15 protein-coding genes are annotated in these 15,482 nt (G+C 64.5%); 10 read left to right on the forward strand and 5 right to left on the reverse strand.

Annotated elements, in window-relative coordinates; translation table 11 throughout:
- The first annotated feature begins 70 nt into the window (after positions 1–70).
- The gene (locus ACYCVF_RS05590; protein ID WP_459597702.1) at positions 71–1,279 is read left to right on the forward strand and encodes a TrmJ/YjtD family RNA methyltransferase; all 1,209 of its coding nucleotides are present in this window, start codon (positions 71–73) and stop codon (positions 1,277–1,279) included.
- A gap of 72 nt (positions 1,280–1,351) precedes the next feature.
- Here ACYCVF_RS05590 and ACYCVF_RS05595 read toward each other — a convergent pair whose 3' ends face one another.
- Together ACYCVF_RS05595 and ACYCVF_RS05600 are read right to left on the reverse strand one after the other, a co-directional pair.
- Positions 1,352–2,572: a diguanylate cyclase domain-containing protein gene (locus tag ACYCVF_RS05595; protein ID WP_459606467.1), complete on the reverse strand. Its 1,221-nt coding sequence runs from the start codon at positions 2,570–2,572 to the stop codon at positions 1,352–1,354.
- Positions 2,573–2,986: 414 nt separating this feature from the next.
- A complete protein-coding gene (locus ACYCVF_RS05600; protein ID WP_459597704.1) occupies positions 2,987–3,637 on the reverse strand; it encodes a TetR/AcrR family transcriptional regulator in 651 nt (216 codons plus the stop codon).
- Between the two features lie 246 nt (positions 3,638–3,883).
- Between ACYCVF_RS05600 and ACYCVF_RS05605 the strand changes: the two genes are divergently transcribed.
- The 3 genes from ACYCVF_RS05605 to ACYCVF_RS05615 are packed head-to-tail and all read left to right on the forward strand — an operon-like array spanning position 3,884 to position 6,526.
- Complete coding sequence (locus ACYCVF_RS05605; RefSeq protein ID WP_459597706.1) at positions 3,884–4,426, forward strand: OsmC family protein; 543 nt, start codon at positions 3,884–3,886, stop codon at positions 4,424–4,426.
- 35 nt (positions 4,427–4,461) lie between these two features.
- Positions 4,462–5,595, forward strand: a complete 1,134-nt coding sequence (locus ACYCVF_RS05610; RefSeq protein WP_459606466.1) for an acyl-CoA dehydrogenase family protein — start codon at positions 4,462–4,464, stop codon at positions 5,593–5,595.
- A 52-nt stretch (positions 5,596–5,647) separates the two neighbouring features.
- Positions 5,648–6,526 carry a sulfurtransferase gene (locus tag ACYCVF_RS05615; protein WP_459597710.1) on the forward strand — a complete coding sequence of 293 codons (879 nt, stop codon included), beginning with the start codon at positions 5,648–5,650 and terminating at the stop codon, positions 6,524–6,526.
- A gap of 92 nt (positions 6,527–6,618) precedes the next feature.
- Here ACYCVF_RS05615 and ACYCVF_RS05620 read toward each other — a convergent pair whose 3' ends face one another.
- Positions 6,619–8,553 (reverse strand): sigma-54 interaction domain-containing protein, encoded by a 1,935-nt coding sequence (locus ACYCVF_RS05620; RefSeq protein WP_459597712.1) that lies wholly within the window; start codon positions 8,551–8,553, stop codon positions 6,619–6,621.
- A 160-nt stretch (positions 8,554–8,713) separates the two neighbouring features.
- On the opposite strand from ACYCVF_RS05620, the gene ACYCVF_RS05625 reads away from it, so the two are divergent.
- From ACYCVF_RS05625 to cynS, 4 genes are all read left to right on the forward strand, one after another.
- Positions 8,714–10,096, forward strand: coding sequence for a CmpA/NrtA family ABC transporter substrate-binding protein (locus tag ACYCVF_RS05625; RefSeq protein ID WP_459597714.1), 1,383 nt, complete (start codon positions 8,714–8,716; stop codon positions 10,094–10,096).
- 166 nt (positions 10,097–10,262) lie between these two features.
- Positions 10,263–11,102, forward strand: a complete 840-nt coding sequence (gene ntrB, locus ACYCVF_RS05630) for a nitrate ABC transporter permease (RefSeq protein ID WP_459597716.1) — start codon at positions 10,263–10,265, stop codon at positions 11,100–11,102.
- A 5-nt stretch (positions 11,103–11,107) separates the two neighbouring features.
- On the forward strand, positions 11,108–12,031 hold the full coding sequence (locus ACYCVF_RS05635; protein WP_459597718.1) for an ABC transporter ATP-binding protein: 924 nt from the start codon (positions 11,108–11,110) through the stop codon (positions 12,029–12,031).
- 17 nt (positions 12,032–12,048) lie between these two features.
- Entirely contained in the window at positions 12,049–12,537 is a 489-nt protein-coding gene (gene cynS, locus ACYCVF_RS05640; protein WP_459597720.1) for a cyanase, read from the forward strand.
- A gap of 98 nt (positions 12,538–12,635) precedes the next feature.
- Here cynS and ACYCVF_RS05645 read toward each other — a convergent pair whose 3' ends face one another.
- Positions 12,636–12,959 carry a DUF1476 domain-containing protein gene (locus ACYCVF_RS05645; protein ID WP_459597722.1) on the reverse strand — a complete coding sequence of 108 codons (324 nt, stop codon included), beginning with the start codon at positions 12,957–12,959 and terminating at the stop codon, positions 12,636–12,638.
- A gap of 321 nt (positions 12,960–13,280) precedes the next feature.
- Here ACYCVF_RS05645 and purC point away from each other — a divergent pair, with 321 nt between their 5' ends.
- Both purC and purS read left to right on the forward strand, forming a co-directional pair.
- Positions 13,281–14,048, forward strand: a complete 768-nt coding sequence (gene purC, locus ACYCVF_RS05650) for a phosphoribosylaminoimidazolesuccinocarboxamide synthase (protein WP_173015815.1) — start codon at positions 13,281–13,283, stop codon at positions 14,046–14,048.
- Positions 14,049–14,061: 13 nt separating this feature from the next.
- Positions 14,062–14,304, forward strand: coding sequence for a phosphoribosylformylglycinamidine synthase subunit PurS (gene purS, locus ACYCVF_RS05655; RefSeq protein ID WP_008135030.1), 243 nt, complete (start codon positions 14,062–14,064; stop codon positions 14,302–14,304).
- Between the two features lie 10 nt (positions 14,305–14,314).
- On the opposite strand, the gene ACYCVF_RS05660 is transcribed toward purS, so the two are convergent.
- Positions 14,315–15,331, reverse strand: a complete 1,017-nt coding sequence (locus tag ACYCVF_RS05660; RefSeq protein WP_459597725.1) for a magnesium and cobalt transport protein CorA — start codon at positions 15,329–15,331, stop codon at positions 14,315–14,317.
- Positions 15,332–15,482 lie beyond the last annotated feature (151 nt).

Raw genomic sequence — 15,482 nt, forward strand, 5'->3', positions numbered from 1 at the left:
GGCGCGGCTTGAATCAATTCCTGAAAGCGCCTGGCCAAGGCCTTGAGCGACAGTGTGAAAGCGAAGCGAGATGTCGGGGACTGACAAGAGCAAGGCGGGGCTTTCCCTCGACGGTCCCATCGTCATCCTGGTCGAGCCGCAACTCGGCGAGAACATCGGCATGGCCGCGCGCGCCATGGGCAATTTTGCCCTCAGCCGCCTGCGCATCGTCAATCCCAGGGACGGCTGGCCCAACATCGCCGCCCAGCGCGCCGCGGCCGGCGCCGACCACATTCTGGAAAAGGTCGAACTGTTCGATACGGTTGAGCAGGCGGTCGCCGACCTCGACCTGTTGTTTGCCACCACGGCGCGCCCCCACGACCAGGCCAAGCCCGTGGTCGGGCCCGAAGCCGCAGCCAGCGAGATCGCCGGGCACCTCACGACCGGCGGCAAGGCCGGCATCCTGTTCGGCCGCGAGCGCTGGGGCCTGACCAACGAGGAGGTCGGGCTCTCCAACCGCATCATCACCTTCCCGGTCAATCCCGGCTTTGCCTCGCTCAACCTCGCCCAGGCCGTGCTGCTGGTCGGCTATGAATTGTTCAAGCTGATGACGTCGGGCGAGCTGCCGCACGCCATGCCGGAGCGCTCCGAGCGCGCCTCGCAGCACCAGATGCAGGCCTTCTTCGACAATCTCGTGCGCGAGCTCGACAAGGTCGAATTCCTGCGCCCGGCCGAGAAGCGCGACACCATGCTGGTGAACCTGCGCAACATCTTCACCCGGATGGAGCCGACCAAGCAGGACATGCACACCCTGCACGGGGTGGTGATGGCGATCGCGGAGGGACGCAAGGGCCCGGCCAAAGGCGGCGTGCTCGACGGCGAGCAGGCCACGCGCCTGCGCGCGCTGCTCGCCGAGCACGGGCAGGGCGGCGGCGTCCCCGACAGCGGCTCGACCGTGCGCGGCCTCGCCCGTCTGCTCCGCCGCAACCCGACCGACGCCGAGCGCCTGCTCTGGCAGGCGCTCACGCGTGATCGCCGCTTCGCAGGAGGGTTCAAGCGCCAGACCCCGGTCGGGCGGCACATCCCCGATTTCGTCTCGTTCCCGCACCGGATCGCGATCGAGCTGGTGAACCCGGGCGAGGTCGAGGCCATCGCCGCAGATCGTGCGTCGCGGCGGAGCTGGCTCGAGGCGCGGGATTATCGGGTGCTGGAGATCAGGGCGGCCGATGTGGAACGCGATCTGGAGGCGGAGCTGGTGCGGCTGCAGGGGATGATCGCGGAGGGCTCAGATACTCCGTAGGGTAGATTGAGGTACGGAGAACCTTTTGAGGTGAGCGATGGGCAGGCTTGGTTCAACCAAAAACGCTCGCGCTCAGGCGGCGGCGCTGGTCCTATTCGTGGTCCGCTCGTTGCTATGCTGAAGCCGGCGCAACGCAGTCAGGCCCACATTGATCGCAGCCAGGCAGCAACGTGACTTGCCGCTGGATTTCGCCTCGTAGAGGGCCGCATCTGCGACTACAAGCAAATCGTCCACCTGGGAGCCATGATCCGGTGACAGCGCAATTCCCACGCTCGCGCCGACGCTGACGCGGGTCTCGTCATCGACCTGGTAGGGCGCCGCAATCTCGCCGACGATGCGCTGTCCCATCGCCAGCGCCTGCTCGGCCGTGACGCCATCAACCAGCGCGACGAATTCGTCACCGCCCATTCGCGCGATTGCCGCGCCTTCAGGCACCGCCTTGCGCAGTCGCTCGGCGACGCCCTTGAGCACCCGATCGCCGGCTGCATGCCCGAGCGTGTCGTTGATCGGCTTGAACTCGTCGAGATCGGAGAAGAACAGCGCAAGCGGGCGGCCGTCACGGCGGGATTGCTCGATCTTCGCCTCCAGCGCATCGACCAATCCGGCGCGGTTCAGCAACCCCGTGAGTGCGTCATGGTGCGCGCGATGGCTGTGCTCGCGCTCGGCCCGCATGGTCGTGATCAACATCCTGTTCAGCCGGAAGGCCGCGCCAGCCATTGCCGCGAGATACATCGGGATCTGATAGATCATGATGTAGAGCATCGGCTCGCCAAGAAAGGCGATGTACAGGACGACGGGGCCGAGGCCGATCAGGATCATGATTCCGGCAAATCGCGGCGCGCCGAAATTGCGAAAGCAGATGCCGCCGACCATCGCTGCCGTGGACATTGAAGCAAGCATCGCGACGAGCCAGTCGCCGCTCCTGATGCTCGCGACCGTGCCCAATCCGAGGCTCAGGCTCCAGGCCATCGAGAGCAGGAGATGAAGATCGGTCGGGGTGGGCCGGTGCAGCCGGGTCGCGCGATGCGCCGCGACCAGAATCGCGAGGCGAGCAAGGCAGATCATGAGTTCGAGCACGAACCAGGCGACAAGCAGCCCTGTCTGCAGACGATAGGCGATGATGGCCGCGATCGCGACGGAATTGATGGCGCCGCCCGCAAAGATCGGGACCGCACCAAAGAGTTGGGCGATGAGGGCTGCACGAATGTCGACCGGCACGTCGGGGCCGACGTCGGTCAACCAACGCATCACGCGCCAGCGCGGCAAGCTGTATCGTGCGCCTTCGGACTGCATCCGAGAGCATCCCCTTCTCTTGGGTGGGATCAATGACGAAGGGGTCCTAAAGCCCTCTTTACAGACCTCGTGCGATCGCAGGCCGTGCTTGACGGAAGGTAAACTGATGAGGACCGCTGGCGACCTCGCTGCCGGACGGAATGCTCGGCCATGCCCAGATCGCCGCCAGCTCCCCGGCCGCGTTGGCTTTGCGGCTTCACCGCCCTTGTCATGCCGATCGGGGAAGCTGCGACACGCGCCGCCGTATCCTCCCCGGGAGTCGCGCGCCACCATCACCCCCACGATCGCTACGCCTGCGAAACCCTCGACGAAGCTCCGGGCTGGACCTCGAGTCGTCGCCCGGATGAGCGAAGCGATATCCGGGACGGTGTTCCCGCACGTCGCTGCGCTCATGCGGGCTACGGATGAGGCCGATCAGACCGTCTCGAGCTGCTCCGCCGCGCGCTTCTTCTTCGCCTTGGATTGGCCGAGCAGGGGGCCTGCCGTGAGTGCCGCCGTATCGGCCACGCCCGGGTCGCGCGAGATCATCGCCGCGACGATGGCGCCGTCGATGAGGAGGCCGAGCTGGTGGGCCAGCACCGCAGGCTCGGTGGAGCCGAGCTCGCCGGCGAGCTTCTCGATATGGCCGAGCACGATCTTCTTGTGCTTGAGCGCGATGTTGCGGAACTGCTTGGCGTCCTTGTCGTGCTCGCCGACCGCGTTGATGAAGGGACAGCCGTAGAAGCGCTCTTCCGCGAACCAGGTCTTCAGCGCGGGAAAGATGCGGGTGAGCTTCGCCTGTGCATCGCCGCCGCCTTGCTCCATGGCGCCGATGAACCATTCGCGCCACTGCTTGCCCTCGCTTTCCAGCACGGCGTTGACGAGATTGGTCTTGGAGCCGAACAGCTTGTAGAGCGTGGTCTTCGCGGTGCCGGCCTCTTCGATGATCGCATCGATGCCGGTGGCGTTGATGCCGTTCTTGCAGAACAGATGCGTCGCGGCATTGAGCAGGCGCCCACGCGCGGATTCGTCGTCGCCTGCGCCAGCGTGGGGCGAGTTCGAATTCTTCTTCGATGACTTTGCCATAAGCTGCAACTTAATCGCAGCTGCATCACATCAGCAAGCCGCATCTGGTTGGCGCCGAAAAGATTCGCATCCATTCGCGCATCTGCTCCGCCTTTGGGCAGGAGGGGGCTGATCAATCCACAGGCAGCGCGCGTAAGCGGCTCCAATGCTTCGCATTTCGCTTCTGCCCGCTTCTGGCACGCTCCATGCAAGGAAACAGACCGTTCGGTATCCTACCGATTTCCACTTCTGCCAGGGAGAAGACTGATGACTGCCGTCGTTCAAAAGACAGTGCTGACGGGGTGCCTCGCGCCCATCGACAAGAATGGACTCGAGCAGCTGATCGCCAACGGCAAGGCGAATCCGAAGGTCATCAAGACCTTGAAGTGCAAGACGGTCGCGGAAGGTAAATTCCGCCACGCCAACTACATCCGCAGCCTGCCGCCCTACATCGTCGACGAGCCGCCGGGGCTGCTGGGCGACGACACCGCGCCCAATCCGTCGGAAGCCTCGCTCGCCGCGCTCGGCTCCTGCCTCGCGGTCGGCCTGCACGCAAATGCCGTGCATCGCGGCTGGACCGTCAACAAGCTCGAGCTGGAGCTCGAAGGCGATCTCAACATCACCGCGGTCTGGGGCACGGGCGACACCTCCGACAAGCCGGTTGGTTTCACCGACGTCCGCGTCAAGGTCGACATGGAATGCGAGGGGGTCTCGCCGGACGAGATCGACGCGTTGGTCGCCCATGTGAAGAAATGGTCGCCGGTGGCCAATACCTTCACCCGCCCGGTCAATCTTGAGGTCGGCATCTAGCAGACGGCAATCAGGACAAGGTGCGGGAGACGATCATGGGTTCACTGGCTTTATCGCGGGCCGAAATTATCGATCAGCCCGCACCGTCCATTGCGGGCGAGGTGGCGCGGATCGCGCGCGAGCAGCTCGCGCCGCTCGCCGCTGGCATCGACGACGGTTCGGTCTATCCGGCCGACGTGCTGCGCAAGTTCGGCGCGGTCGGGGCGTGGGGCAGTCACGTGCCTCACGAAGGCACCGCCGATCTGCGCTGCGCGATTGAGGCGATGTCGGCGATCGGGGAGGTCTGCGGAGCGACGGCCTTCATGGCCTGGTGCCAGGACACCCTGGTCTGGTACGCGGCAAACTCGACGAACATGAAGCTCGCCAAGCGCTTCGGCGATGCCTTCTCGACGGGGCGCGTGCTCGGCGGCACCGGACTCTCCAACCCCATGAAGAGCTTCTTCGGCATCGAGAAATTGAAGCTGAAGGGGCGCAAGGTCGAGGGCGGCTATATCGTGCGCGGCGCGCTGCCCTGGGTCTCCAATCTCGGTCCCGACCATTATTTCGGTACCATCTTCGAGCGTGAGGACGATCAGGGCATTGCAGGTGGCGAGTCCGGCACGGTCATGTTCCTGGCCGACTGCTCGGACCCTGCGATTACGTTGACGCCGTGCAAGCCGTTTCTCGCCATGGATGGCACCGGCACCTATGGCGTGCAATTCCGCGACTTGTTCGTGCCGGACGAGCTGATCCTCGCCGATCCCGCCGGGCCCTTCGTCAAGAAGATCCGCGCCGGCTTCATCCTGCTCCAGGCCGGCATGGCGCTCGGCCTGATCAAGGATTGCATCAACATCATGGACGAGGTGGACAGTCCCCTCGGGCACATCAACCGCTATCTGCCGCAGCAGCCGGTGCATTTCCGCGATCTCGCCGCCGAGCTCGAGGCCGAGACCATGGCGCTGGCGCGTGACCCCTACAACGAGGAGGAAACCTACTGGCGCAAGGTGATCGCGCTGCGGCTTCGCGCCGGCGAGGCCAGCGTCGCGGCGGCGCATGCGGCGATGCTGCATTGTGGCGCGCGCGGCTACCTGAAGAGCCATCGCGCGCAGCGGCGCATGCGCGAGGCCTATTTCGTGGCGATCGTCACGCCTGCCACCAAGCAGCTGCGCAAGATGCTCGCCGAGACCTGAGCTTCACGAGTCCACCCCGGAAGACCACCTAACCTCAACGGAGAGGCTGCCCATGACGGACGTTCTGATCTCTGCCAGCGAACTTGCCGATCTCTTGAAGACCGAGCCGTGTGTCGTGATCGACACCCGCAATCCCGACGCCTACGGCGCCGGCCACCTGCCCAATGCCGTGAACGTGCACGACATCTTCACGTTCCTTGCGACCTCGACGCCCGAGGGCATCAGCGAGCTCAAGAGCAAATTCGCCGATGCCTTCGGCGCGGCCGGCCTCTCCGGCAAGGAAACGGCCGTGGTCTACGAGCAGTCGATGAATTCCGGCTTCGGCCAGTCCTGCCGCGGCTATTATCTGCTCACCATGCTCGGCTATCCCAAGGTGAAGGTGCTGCACGGCGGCTTTGATGCATGGGCAGCCGCGGGCTTGCCGGTGACCAAGGACGTGCCGACCCCGGTGAAGGCCTCGTTCCCGATCGTGCCTGAAGCGGGCGAGATCCTGATCGATGCGAAGACCATGCTCGCCGCCGTCGGCAAGCCCGGTATCGCGATCCTCGACGTGCGCGACGTTGACGAGTGGATCGGCGACAGCTCTTCTCCCTACGGGAAGGATTTCTGCCCGCGCAAGGGCCGCATTCCCGGCGCCGTATGGCTGGAATGGTACCGCATGATGAAGCCGACCGCCGAAGGCCCGCGCTTCAAGTCCAAGGACGAGATTCTGGCGGAATGCGCCACCGTCGGCATCTCGCAGACGACGCCGGTCTATCTCTACTGCTTCAAGGGCGCGCGCGCCTCGAACACCTTCCTCGCGCTCAAGAATGCCGGCGTGAAGGACGTGCGGATGTATTTCGGCTCCTGGAACGAATGGTCCCGCGATCCGTCGCTGCCGATCGAGCAGGGCTTGCCGGTCGCAACAGGCGTGACGACCAAGGCGGCGTGACGACGCGCCAGGTGCGCAGAGCTCGGAGCACCTCTCCCTGCAGGAGAGGTGCTCCGTCGGCTCGCATCCACCAAACCAAGACTCATCCTTCTCTAACCGCTCACGCCTGTCCGCGGACGTGGCGCAATTCCCAGCGCCTTGATCCGCGAGGCCAGTGTGGTCGGCTTGACGTCGAGCATTTCGGCCGCGCCGCCGGGACCAAAGACTTTTCCCGCGCAGGCCTCGAGTGCGGCGAGAATGTTGGCGCGCTCGTGGTCGCGCATCTCAGATGAGGTCATGACCGCCGGGCGCGCATCGGCCTTCGGGCGTGCGGCGCCGGTCAGAACTTGCGCGCCGGAACCGTCGGGCAGATCGATGCGCAGACGGCCGTTCTGGGACAGGATCGCAGCGCGCTCGATCACGTTCTGCAATTCGCGGACATTGCCGGGCCAGTCGTAGCGGGTCAGTCGCCGCGCATCGCCCTCGGACAGACGCAGGTTCGACTTCAGCGCCTTGCCCTCGCGCGTCAGGAAGTGCTGGGCAAGTAATGGAATATCCTCGCGCCGTTCGCGCAAGGGGACGGTCTCGATCGGGAACACGTTGAGGCGGAAATAGAGGTCCTCGCGGAAGCGGCCGCGCTGCACCTCCTGCTTGAGATCGCGGTTGGTCGCGGCGATGACGCGGACGTCGACCGCGCGCGTGCGCGCCTCGCCGACCCGCTCGAAATGGCCTTCCTGCAACACGCGCAGCAGCTTGCCCTGCAGTTCGAGCGGGATCTCGCCGACCTCGTCGAGGAACAGCGTGCCGCCGTCAGCGAGCTCGAAGCGGCCGATGCGGTCGCGCGTCGCGCCGGTGAAGGCACCGCGAACATGGCCGAAGAACTCGCTCTCGAACAATTCGCGCGGGATCGCGGCGCAGTTGACGCGGATCAGCGGCCGGTCGCTCCGGGTCGAATCCTCGTGGATGGCGCGCGCGATCAGCTCCTTGCCCGTGCCGGATTCACCGGTGATCATCACCGCCGCCGTGGTCGGCGCCACCAGCTTCACCTGGCGCAGCGTCTTCTGGATCGCCTCGCTTCCACCGATGATGCCGCGGGGATTGGTCTCGATGCGGATTTCCTCCTGGAGATAGGCGTTCTCCAGCTCGAGCCGCTCGCGCAGGCGGTCGACTTCGGCAAGCGCCGCGTGCAGCTTCTCGTCGGCCTCGCGCCGCTGGCTGACGTCGCGAAACACGACGACGGCGCCGACGACGACGCCACGATCGCGGATCGGGGTGGAGGTGTATTCCACCCAGGCCGGCGAGCCGTCCTTGCGCCAAAACACCTCGCCGTCGACCTGGTGCACGGCGCCGTCGCGGAACGCCGCGTAGATCGGGCAGTCATGGTTGTGGTAATGCCGGCCGTCGTGATGGGTGTGGTGGACGATCGGGTGGATCTCCTTGCCGACCAGTTCCTCGGCGGTCCAGCCGAGCATGCGTTCGGCCGCGGGGTTCACGAAGGTGGTCTTTCCTTCCGCGTTCACGCCATAGATGCCTTCGCCGGCGGCGCGCAGGATCAGCTGATTCTCGCGCTCGATGTCCTGAAAGACGCGCTCGACCCGCTGCCAGGTCGAGATGCCGCTGCGCATGTGATCTTCGGCGGCGGCATCGACATTGCGGCGGCGGCGCGCGTCGAGATCGGTCAGTGTGAGCAGCAGCAGCGTGCGGCCGTCATGCGGCAGCACGCAGCCTGCATATTCGAGCTGGAGATCTTGCCCCGTCGCGTGACGGGGAGTGAGCGCCGTGGTCCAGTAGGCACCCTTGTGCAGCACGGCCTGGGTGAAGACGGTGAGGGCCGGAAGCTCGCCGGCGTGAAGTGTGCTGGGCCTGGTCTGCCGCAGCAGCGCGCGGTCATAGCCGAGCAGAGAGCAGGCGGCCGGATTGGCATCGACGATCTGGTCGCTGAAGGGATCGACCAGCAGTGTCGCCTCGACCGAGGATTCGAACGCTGCAACGCGCGGATCGACCGGGGGAGCCACATTGTCGTGGACGGGCATCGGCGTCGGTGCCATTGCGAAATCTCGTAATTGGACTACGAAATCTCGTTTATCACGAATTCTCGTGGTGACCAAGCTCGATCGAAAGTGCTGCGTCTTCAAGGCAATGGCCGACCTGGAGGCCGTGGCATGCTCCTTGCGTACTTCTTCGTCGCAATGACGCTCAGGAGGGCCGATGTCCACGTTCGACAATCCGTTTGATCCCGACCGCAACCTTCGGGCCGGCTGTGCCTGTGGCCAGCACCGATCGGCGGCAGAGCATGACCAGGCCGCCACGGCGCTGCGCTGCGAGTCCGTCGAGAGCGAGGAGAAGCGCTACGAGGGTGTCGTCGCCTCTGCCGTGATGCGCGCGATGTTTCCGCAGGACGTGGCACGCCGCGCCTTCCTGAAATCGGTCGGTGCGTCGACCGCGCTTGCGGCGCTGTCGCAATTCTTTCCGGTCAAGACGGCGACGGAGGTCTTCGCCGCGACCGGCACGCCGGAGAAGAAGGACCTCAAGGTCGGCTTCATTCCGATCACATGCGCGACGCCGATCATCATGGCGGCGCCGCTCGGCTTCTATGCAAAGCATGGCCTCAACGTCGAAGTGGTCAAGACCGCCGGCTGGGCCGTAGTCCGCGACAAGACCATCAACAAGGAATACGACGCCGCGCACATGCTGGCGCCGATGCCGATCGCGATCTCGCTCGGCCTCGGCTCGAACGCCATTCCCTTTGCCGTCCCCGCGATCGAAAACATCAACGGGCAGGGCATCACGCTTGCCATGAAGCACAAGGACAAGCGCGACCCGAAGGACTGGAAGGGAATGAAGTTCGCGATCCCCTTCGACTATTCCATGCACAATTACCTGCTGCGGTATTATCTCGCCGAGCACGGGATCGATCCTGATACCGACGTGCAGTTGCGCTCGGTACCGCCGCCGGAGATGGTCGCCAATCTCCGCGCCGACAACATCGACGGCTTCCTCGCGCCGGACAACATCTGCCAGCGCGCGATCTATGACGGCGTCGGCTTCATGCACATCCTGTCGAAGGAGATCTGGGACGGTCATCCCTGCTGCAGCTTCGCCGCCAGCCGCGAATTCATCACCACCGCGCCGAACAGCTTTGCGGCGCTGACGCGCGCCATCGTCGATGCGACCGCCTACGCGTCGAAGGCGGAGAACCGCAAGCAGATCGCGGAAGCGATCGCGCCGGCCAATTACATCAACGCGCCGGTGACGGTGCTGGAGCAGGTCCTGACCGGCACCTATGCCGACGGCCTTGGCGGAGTGAAGACCGACGCCAAGCGGGTCGATTTCGATCCGTTTCCCTGGCAGTCCTTTGCGGTCTGGATGCTGACGCAGATGAAGCGCTGGGGCCAGATCAAGGGCGACGTCGACTACAAGGCTATCGCCGAGCAGGTGTATCTCGCCACCGACACCAAGAAGCTGATGACCGAGATGGGGCTGTCGCCGCCTGCAAGCGCCTACAAATCCTTCGCGGTCATGGGCAAGACGTTCGATCCGGCCAAGCCGGAGGACTATGTGGCGAGCTTCAAGATCAGGAAGGCGTCGTGAGTACGCCCCTCTCGCCATCGTCGTCCCGGCGAACGCCGGGACCCATCCCGCGGAATCGATCGGTCGCGACCGGCAGGGGTGCCGAACTTCGGGTCTTCGCCAAATTCCTCCCTGGGGTTATAGGTCCCGGCTTTCGCCGGGACGGCGCGCGGAGAGGGCTTGCACGATGACATCCTCCCTCCGTCTCCGCGCCGGCCTCGTCTCCATCGTGCTGCTCGCCGCGTTCCTCGGCGTCTGGCATCTGGCCACGCGGTCGACCGGCGCCACGGCGACGATGAGTCCGGAATACGCCAAGCTGATGGGCCTGACGGCGACGCAGGGCAAATCGGCGATGCCCGGGCCGCTCGACGTCGGCGCCAAGCTCTGGGAGCATCTGCGGCGGCCGTTCTACGACAACGGACCGAACGACAAGGGGCTCGGCATCCAGCTCGGCTATTCCATCGCGCGAGTCGGGCTCGGCTATATGCTGGCGGTGCTCGTCGCCATCCCGCTCGGCTTCCTGATCGGCATGTCGCCGCTGCTCAGCAAGGCGCTCGATCCCTTCATCCAGGTGCTCAAGCCGATCTCGCCGCTGGCCTGGATGCCGCTCGCGCTCTACACCATCAAGGATTCCTCGGTCTCCGCGATCTTCGTCATCTTCATCTGCTCGATCTGGCCGATGCTGCTCAACACCGTCTTCGGCGTTGCGAGCGTGCGCAAGGAATGGATCAACGTCGCGCGGACGCTGGAGGTCGGCACCATCAGGCGCGCCTTCACCGTGATCCTGCCGGCGGCGGCGCCGACGATCCTGACCGGCATGCGCATCTCCATCGGCATCGCCTGGCTGGTGATCGTCGCCGCCGAGATGCTCGTCGGCGGTACCGGCATCGGCTACTTCGTCTGGAACGAGTGGAATAATCTGTCGATCACCAACGTCATCATCGCGATCCTGCTGATCGGGGTCGTCGGCATGCTGCTCGACCAGGTCCTCGCGCGCTTCACGCGCATGGTCACGTTTCCGGAGTAGGGCAAGTGACCGAGAAATTCGTCTCCATCGAAGGCATCGCCAAGCGCTATCCGGGTGCGGGCGGCGCGACGACAGCCGTGTTCGAGAATTTGTGGCTGTCGATGGCGCGCGGCGAATTCGCTTGCGTGATCGGCCATTCCGGCTGCGGCAAGACCACCGTGCTCAACATTCTCGCCGGCCTCGATGCGCCGAGCGAGGGCGCCGTCATCGTCGACGGGCAGGCGATCTCGGGCACCAGCCTCGACCGCGCCGTGATTTTCCAGAGCCACGCGCTTCTGCCCTGGCGCACCGTGCTCGGCAATGTCGCTTACGCCGTCAGCTCGAAATGGCGAAGCTGGGATCGCGCCAAGGTGAGGGCGCATGCACAGACCTTCATCGATCTCGTCGGTCTCACCGGCTCCGAGCACAAGCGCCCCTCGGAACTGTCGGGCGGCATGAAGCAGCGCGTCGGCATCGCGCGCGCGCTGTCGATCACGCCGAAGATGATGCTGATGGACGAGCCGTTCTCGGCGCTGGACGCGCTGACGCGCGGCACGCTGCAGGACGAGGTGCGACGCATTTGCCTCGAGACCGGGCAGACCGCGTTCATGATCACCCATGACGTCGACGAGGCGATCTATCTCGCCGACAAGATTTTCCTGATGACCAACGGTCCCGGCGCGGTGCTGGCCGAGGTCGTCGAGAACCCGCTGCCGCGGGACCGCGGCCGCACCGATCTGCACCGGCATCCGCTCTACTACGCCTTGCGCAACCACATCATCGATTTCCTGGTGACGCGCAGCAAGACCTTCACCACGGAAAAGCCCGATCATGATCCGCGCAACGTGCCGGTGGTGCAGATCGGCAAGCCAGGACTGACGATCGCGGCCGGCAGCGACGAACCGCGGCAGACCTGGATGCCCGGGACCAGCCCCGGATTGAGTGCCTAACCCAAGGAGACCCCGACATGAAACGCGAAGACCTCACCGAGAAGCTGCTCGACATCAAGCGCGAGAAGGGCTGGAGCTGGAAGCACATCTGCGAGAAGATCGGCGGCTATTCCGAAGTGCTGATCGTCGGCGCGATCCTCGGCCAGATGAAATTGACGAAGCCGCAGGCCGCCAATGCCGGCGAGTTGTTCGGCCTGTCGAAGGCGGAAGTTGCGATGCTCAACGAGGTGCCGATGCGCGGCACCGGCACACCGATGCCGCCGACCGATCCGCTGATCTATCGGTTCTACGAGATGGTGATGGTGAATGGTCCGGCCTGGAAGGCGCTGATCGAGGAAGAGTTCGGCGACGGCATCATGTCGGCGATCGACTTCGACATGGCGCTCGAACGCGTCGCCAACCCGAAGGGCGACCGCGTCAAGATCACGATGAGCGGCAAGTTCCTGCCGTACAAATATTACGGTGCCAGCGGCAACGTGCCGGAATACGGCTTCAAGGAGGAGTAACTACCCTCCGTCATTCCGGGGCGGCTCGCAGAGCCGAACCCGGAATCTCGAGATTCCGGGGTTCGATGCTTCGCATCGCCCCGGAATGACACTTCGTGTCACTTCCCCGCCTTCACCTCGGCGGCGGCGACCGCGAGCAGCTCGCTCATCTTGGCGCGAATCGCCTGCTCGGTGACGGCGACGTTCTTGGCGGCGAAATCGGCCGTGATCTTGCGCACGACGTCGGCATCGCCGGCCTCCTCGAAATCGGCAGCAACCACTTCCTTGGAATAGGCCGTGGCAGCCTCGCCCGTGATTCCGAGCTTCTCCGCCGCCCACAGACCGAGCAGCCGGTTGCGACGGGCCTCTGCCTTGAATTTCTGCTCTTCGTCGAGGGCGTACTTCTTCTCGAAGCCTTCCTGGCGCTTGTCGAACTCGCTCATGCTTGTTCCAAATCCCTTCTGAATGGACCGGGCCCCTTACGTTGCGGCGGCCCCGGCCCGTGCCTACATAGATAGCACAAAAGGGCAAAACAACGGGCCGTTAAGCCGCAGGCAAGACGGTATAAGTTGGCGTCGGACGGCCGGATCGATTGTGCTGGGACAGCCAATCGGATAGGTTGCCTGGAGGTTTGGTTCCTGTTCTGTTTCCAGGGGTTACAGGCGGGTTCCCAGCCGTTCACGGCAGCTCCGCTGTGGGTTCGTAATCCTAGTCAACCGGAGCACACCAAATTCATGGATTTCAACAAAACACGGTACATCCCCATGAGCCGTCGGCGTCGCATTTATGAAGGCAAGGCAAAGGTTCTTTACGAAGGCCCCGAGCCCGGTACCCTGATTCAGCACTTCAAGGACGATGCCACCGCGTTCAATGCGAAAAAGCATCAGGTGATCGAGGGCAAGGGAGTCCTCAACAACCGGATCTCGGAGTACCTGTTTCAGCACCTCAACGACATCGGGGTGCCGACCCATTTCATCCGCCGCCTCAACATGCGGGAGCAGTTGATTCGCGAGGTCGAGATTGTGCCGCTGGAAGTGGTGGTGCGGAACGTCGCCGCCGGCTCGCTGTCGCAGCGCCTCGGCATCGAGGAGGGCACGCAGCTGCCCCGCTCGATCATCGAATTCTACTACAAGAACGACCAGCTCAACGACCCCATGGTGTCGGAAGAGCACATCACCGCCTTCGGCTGGGCCACGCCGCAGGAGATCGACGACATCATGGCGCTCGCCATCCGCGTCAACGATTTCCTCACCGGTCTCTTCCTCGGCATCGGCATCCGCCTCGTCGACTTCAAGATGGAATGCGGGCGCCTGTTCGAGAACGAGATGATGCGCATCATCGTCGCCGACGAGATCTCGCCGGATAGCTGCCGCCTGTGGGATATCAAGTCGAACGAGAAGCTCGACAAGGACCGCTTCCGCAGGGATCTCGGCGGCCTGCTCGAGGCCTATACCGAAGTCGCAAAGCGCCTCGGCATCCTCATGGAAAACGAGCGTCCGCAGGGCTCCGGCCCGGTGCTGGTGAAGAGCTGAGAGAGGTTTGGACGTGAAGGCACGTGTCACCGTTACCCTGAAGACGGGCATCCTCGATCCGCAAGGCAAGGCCATCGAAGGCGCGCTGAAGTCGCTCGGCGTCGACGGCGTCGCCAGCGTCCGCCAGGGCAAGGTGTTCGACATCGAGCTTGCCGGCGCCGACAAGGCCAAGGCCGAAGCCGCGCTGAAGGACGCCGCCGACAAGCTGCTGGCGAACACCGTGATCGAGAATTATCGGGTCGAGCTGCTCGGGTGAGCAGGGTGGCTCACAGCCAGCCGACGCTGCGAAAGCGCCAATACAGTGAGCCGCATGCCGTCAGCATGACGCCGAGCAGCATGAAATAGCCGTACTCCCATTCCAGCTCCGGCATGTGCTTGAAGTTCATGCCGTAGATGCCGGCGAGCGCAGTCGGAATGGCGATGATCGCGAGCCAGGAAGCAAGCTTCTTGGATACCGCCGTCTCCTGCGCCTGGCCGACCAGCAGGCTCGCCTCGAAGGCGAAGGCCAGCACCTCGCGCATGGAATCGATGCGCTCCTGGATGTTGCGGACGTGGTCGGTGACGTCGCGGAACAGCGGCTGCATGGCCTGCCGCACCATCGACAGCTCGTCATGCTCGAGCCGGCGGCAGACCTCCACCAGCGGGCCGATCGCGGTCCTGAGCCGCAGCAGGTCGCGGCGCAGCATGTAGAGCCGCTCGATCTGCGCCTTGCTGAGCGGCTTGGAGAGTACGTCATCCTCGATGCCCTCGACCTCGTCGTGAATGCTCTCGAGCACGGGCGAGTAGTTGTCGACGATGAAATCGAGAATGGCGTAGAGGATGTAGTCTTCGCCACGGGCGAGGGCCCGCGGGCAGCTCTCGCAGCGTTCGCGCACCGGTGTGTAGGACGTCGACGCGCCGTGGCGCACCGAGACCAGATAGCCCTCGCCGATGAAGATGTGCGTCTCGCCAAAGGCGATCCGGCCCTCGATCAGTTGCGCCGTGCGCGCAACGATGAACAGAGCCTCGCCATATTGCTCGATCTTGGGCCGCTGATGGGCGTGGTTGGCGTCCTCGATCGCGAGCTCGTGCAGGTCGAACTGCTTCTGGACCGCGCCGAGCAGCGTCATGTCCGGCTCGTGCAGCCCGATCCAGACCACGTGTCCGGGCTTGGCCCGCCAGCTCGAGGCCTCGCTGATGGCGATGTTGGCGACGCGCCGGCCGTCGACATAGGCGCCGGCGGCGACGACCCCATCGGTGGACAGCGGTTCGGAGGGGGATGTGGGCAGCGACGGGACGTTCATGGCTTCAATCCCGGGCAATCGATCGGCCGAGCGGGCCACCGGCCCATGTGCATGGCCTGTGTACAAGGCCCTCTGCCGAGGCTAGCACTGGTAAAATCCCCGTCAAATGGTTATGTCTCCTCACGAAATGGCCTGTCGGCCAGCCCGATTC

The organism is Bradyrhizobium cedriense (genome assembly GCF_054602315.1).

Excerpts from the sequence above, each read along its gene's own strand:
- ACYCVF_RS05590 (WP_459597702.1), top strand. The coding sequence starts at position 71 with ATGTCGGGGACTGACAAGAGCAAGGCGGGGCTTTCCCTCGACGGTCCC.
- ACYCVF_RS05595 (WP_459606467.1), bottom strand. The coding sequence starts at position 2,572 with ATGCAGTCCGAAGGCGCACGATACAGCTTGCCGCGCTGGCGCGTGATG.
- ACYCVF_RS05600 (WP_459597704.1), bottom strand. The coding sequence starts at position 3,637 with ATGGCAAAGTCATCGAAGAAGAATTCGAACTCGCCCCACGCTGGCGCA.
- ACYCVF_RS05605 (WP_459597706.1), top strand. The coding sequence starts at position 3,884 with ATGACTGCCGTCGTTCAAAAGACAGTGCTGACGGGGTGCCTCGCGCCC.
- ACYCVF_RS05610 (WP_459606466.1), top strand. The coding sequence starts at position 4,462 with ATGGGTTCACTGGCTTTATCGCGGGCCGAAATTATCGATCAGCCCGCA.
- ACYCVF_RS05615 (WP_459597710.1), top strand. The coding sequence starts at position 5,648 with ATGACGGACGTTCTGATCTCTGCCAGCGAACTTGCCGATCTCTTGAAG.
- ACYCVF_RS05620 (WP_459597712.1), bottom strand. The coding sequence starts at position 8,553 with ATGGCACCGACGCCGATGCCCGTCCACGACAATGTGGCTCCCCCGGTC.
- ACYCVF_RS05625 (WP_459597714.1), top strand. The coding sequence starts at position 8,714 with ATGTCCACGTTCGACAATCCGTTTGATCCCGACCGCAACCTTCGGGCC.
- ntrB (WP_459597716.1), top strand. The coding sequence starts at position 10,263 with ATGACATCCTCCCTCCGTCTCCGCGCCGGCCTCGTCTCCATCGTGCTG.
- cynS (WP_459597720.1), top strand. The coding sequence starts at position 12,049 with ATGAAACGCGAAGACCTCACCGAGAAGCTGCTCGACATCAAGCGCGAG.
- ACYCVF_RS05645 (WP_459597722.1), bottom strand. The coding sequence starts at position 12,959 with ATGAGCGAGTTCGACAAGCGCCAGGAAGGCTTCGAGAAGAAGTACGCC.
- purC (WP_173015815.1), top strand. The coding sequence starts at position 13,281 with ATGAGCCGTCGGCGTCGCATTTATGAAGGCAAGGCAAAGGTTCTTTAC.
- ACYCVF_RS05660 (WP_459597725.1), bottom strand. The coding sequence starts at position 15,331 with ATGAACGTCCCGTCGCTGCCCACATCCCCCTCCGAACCGCTGTCCACC.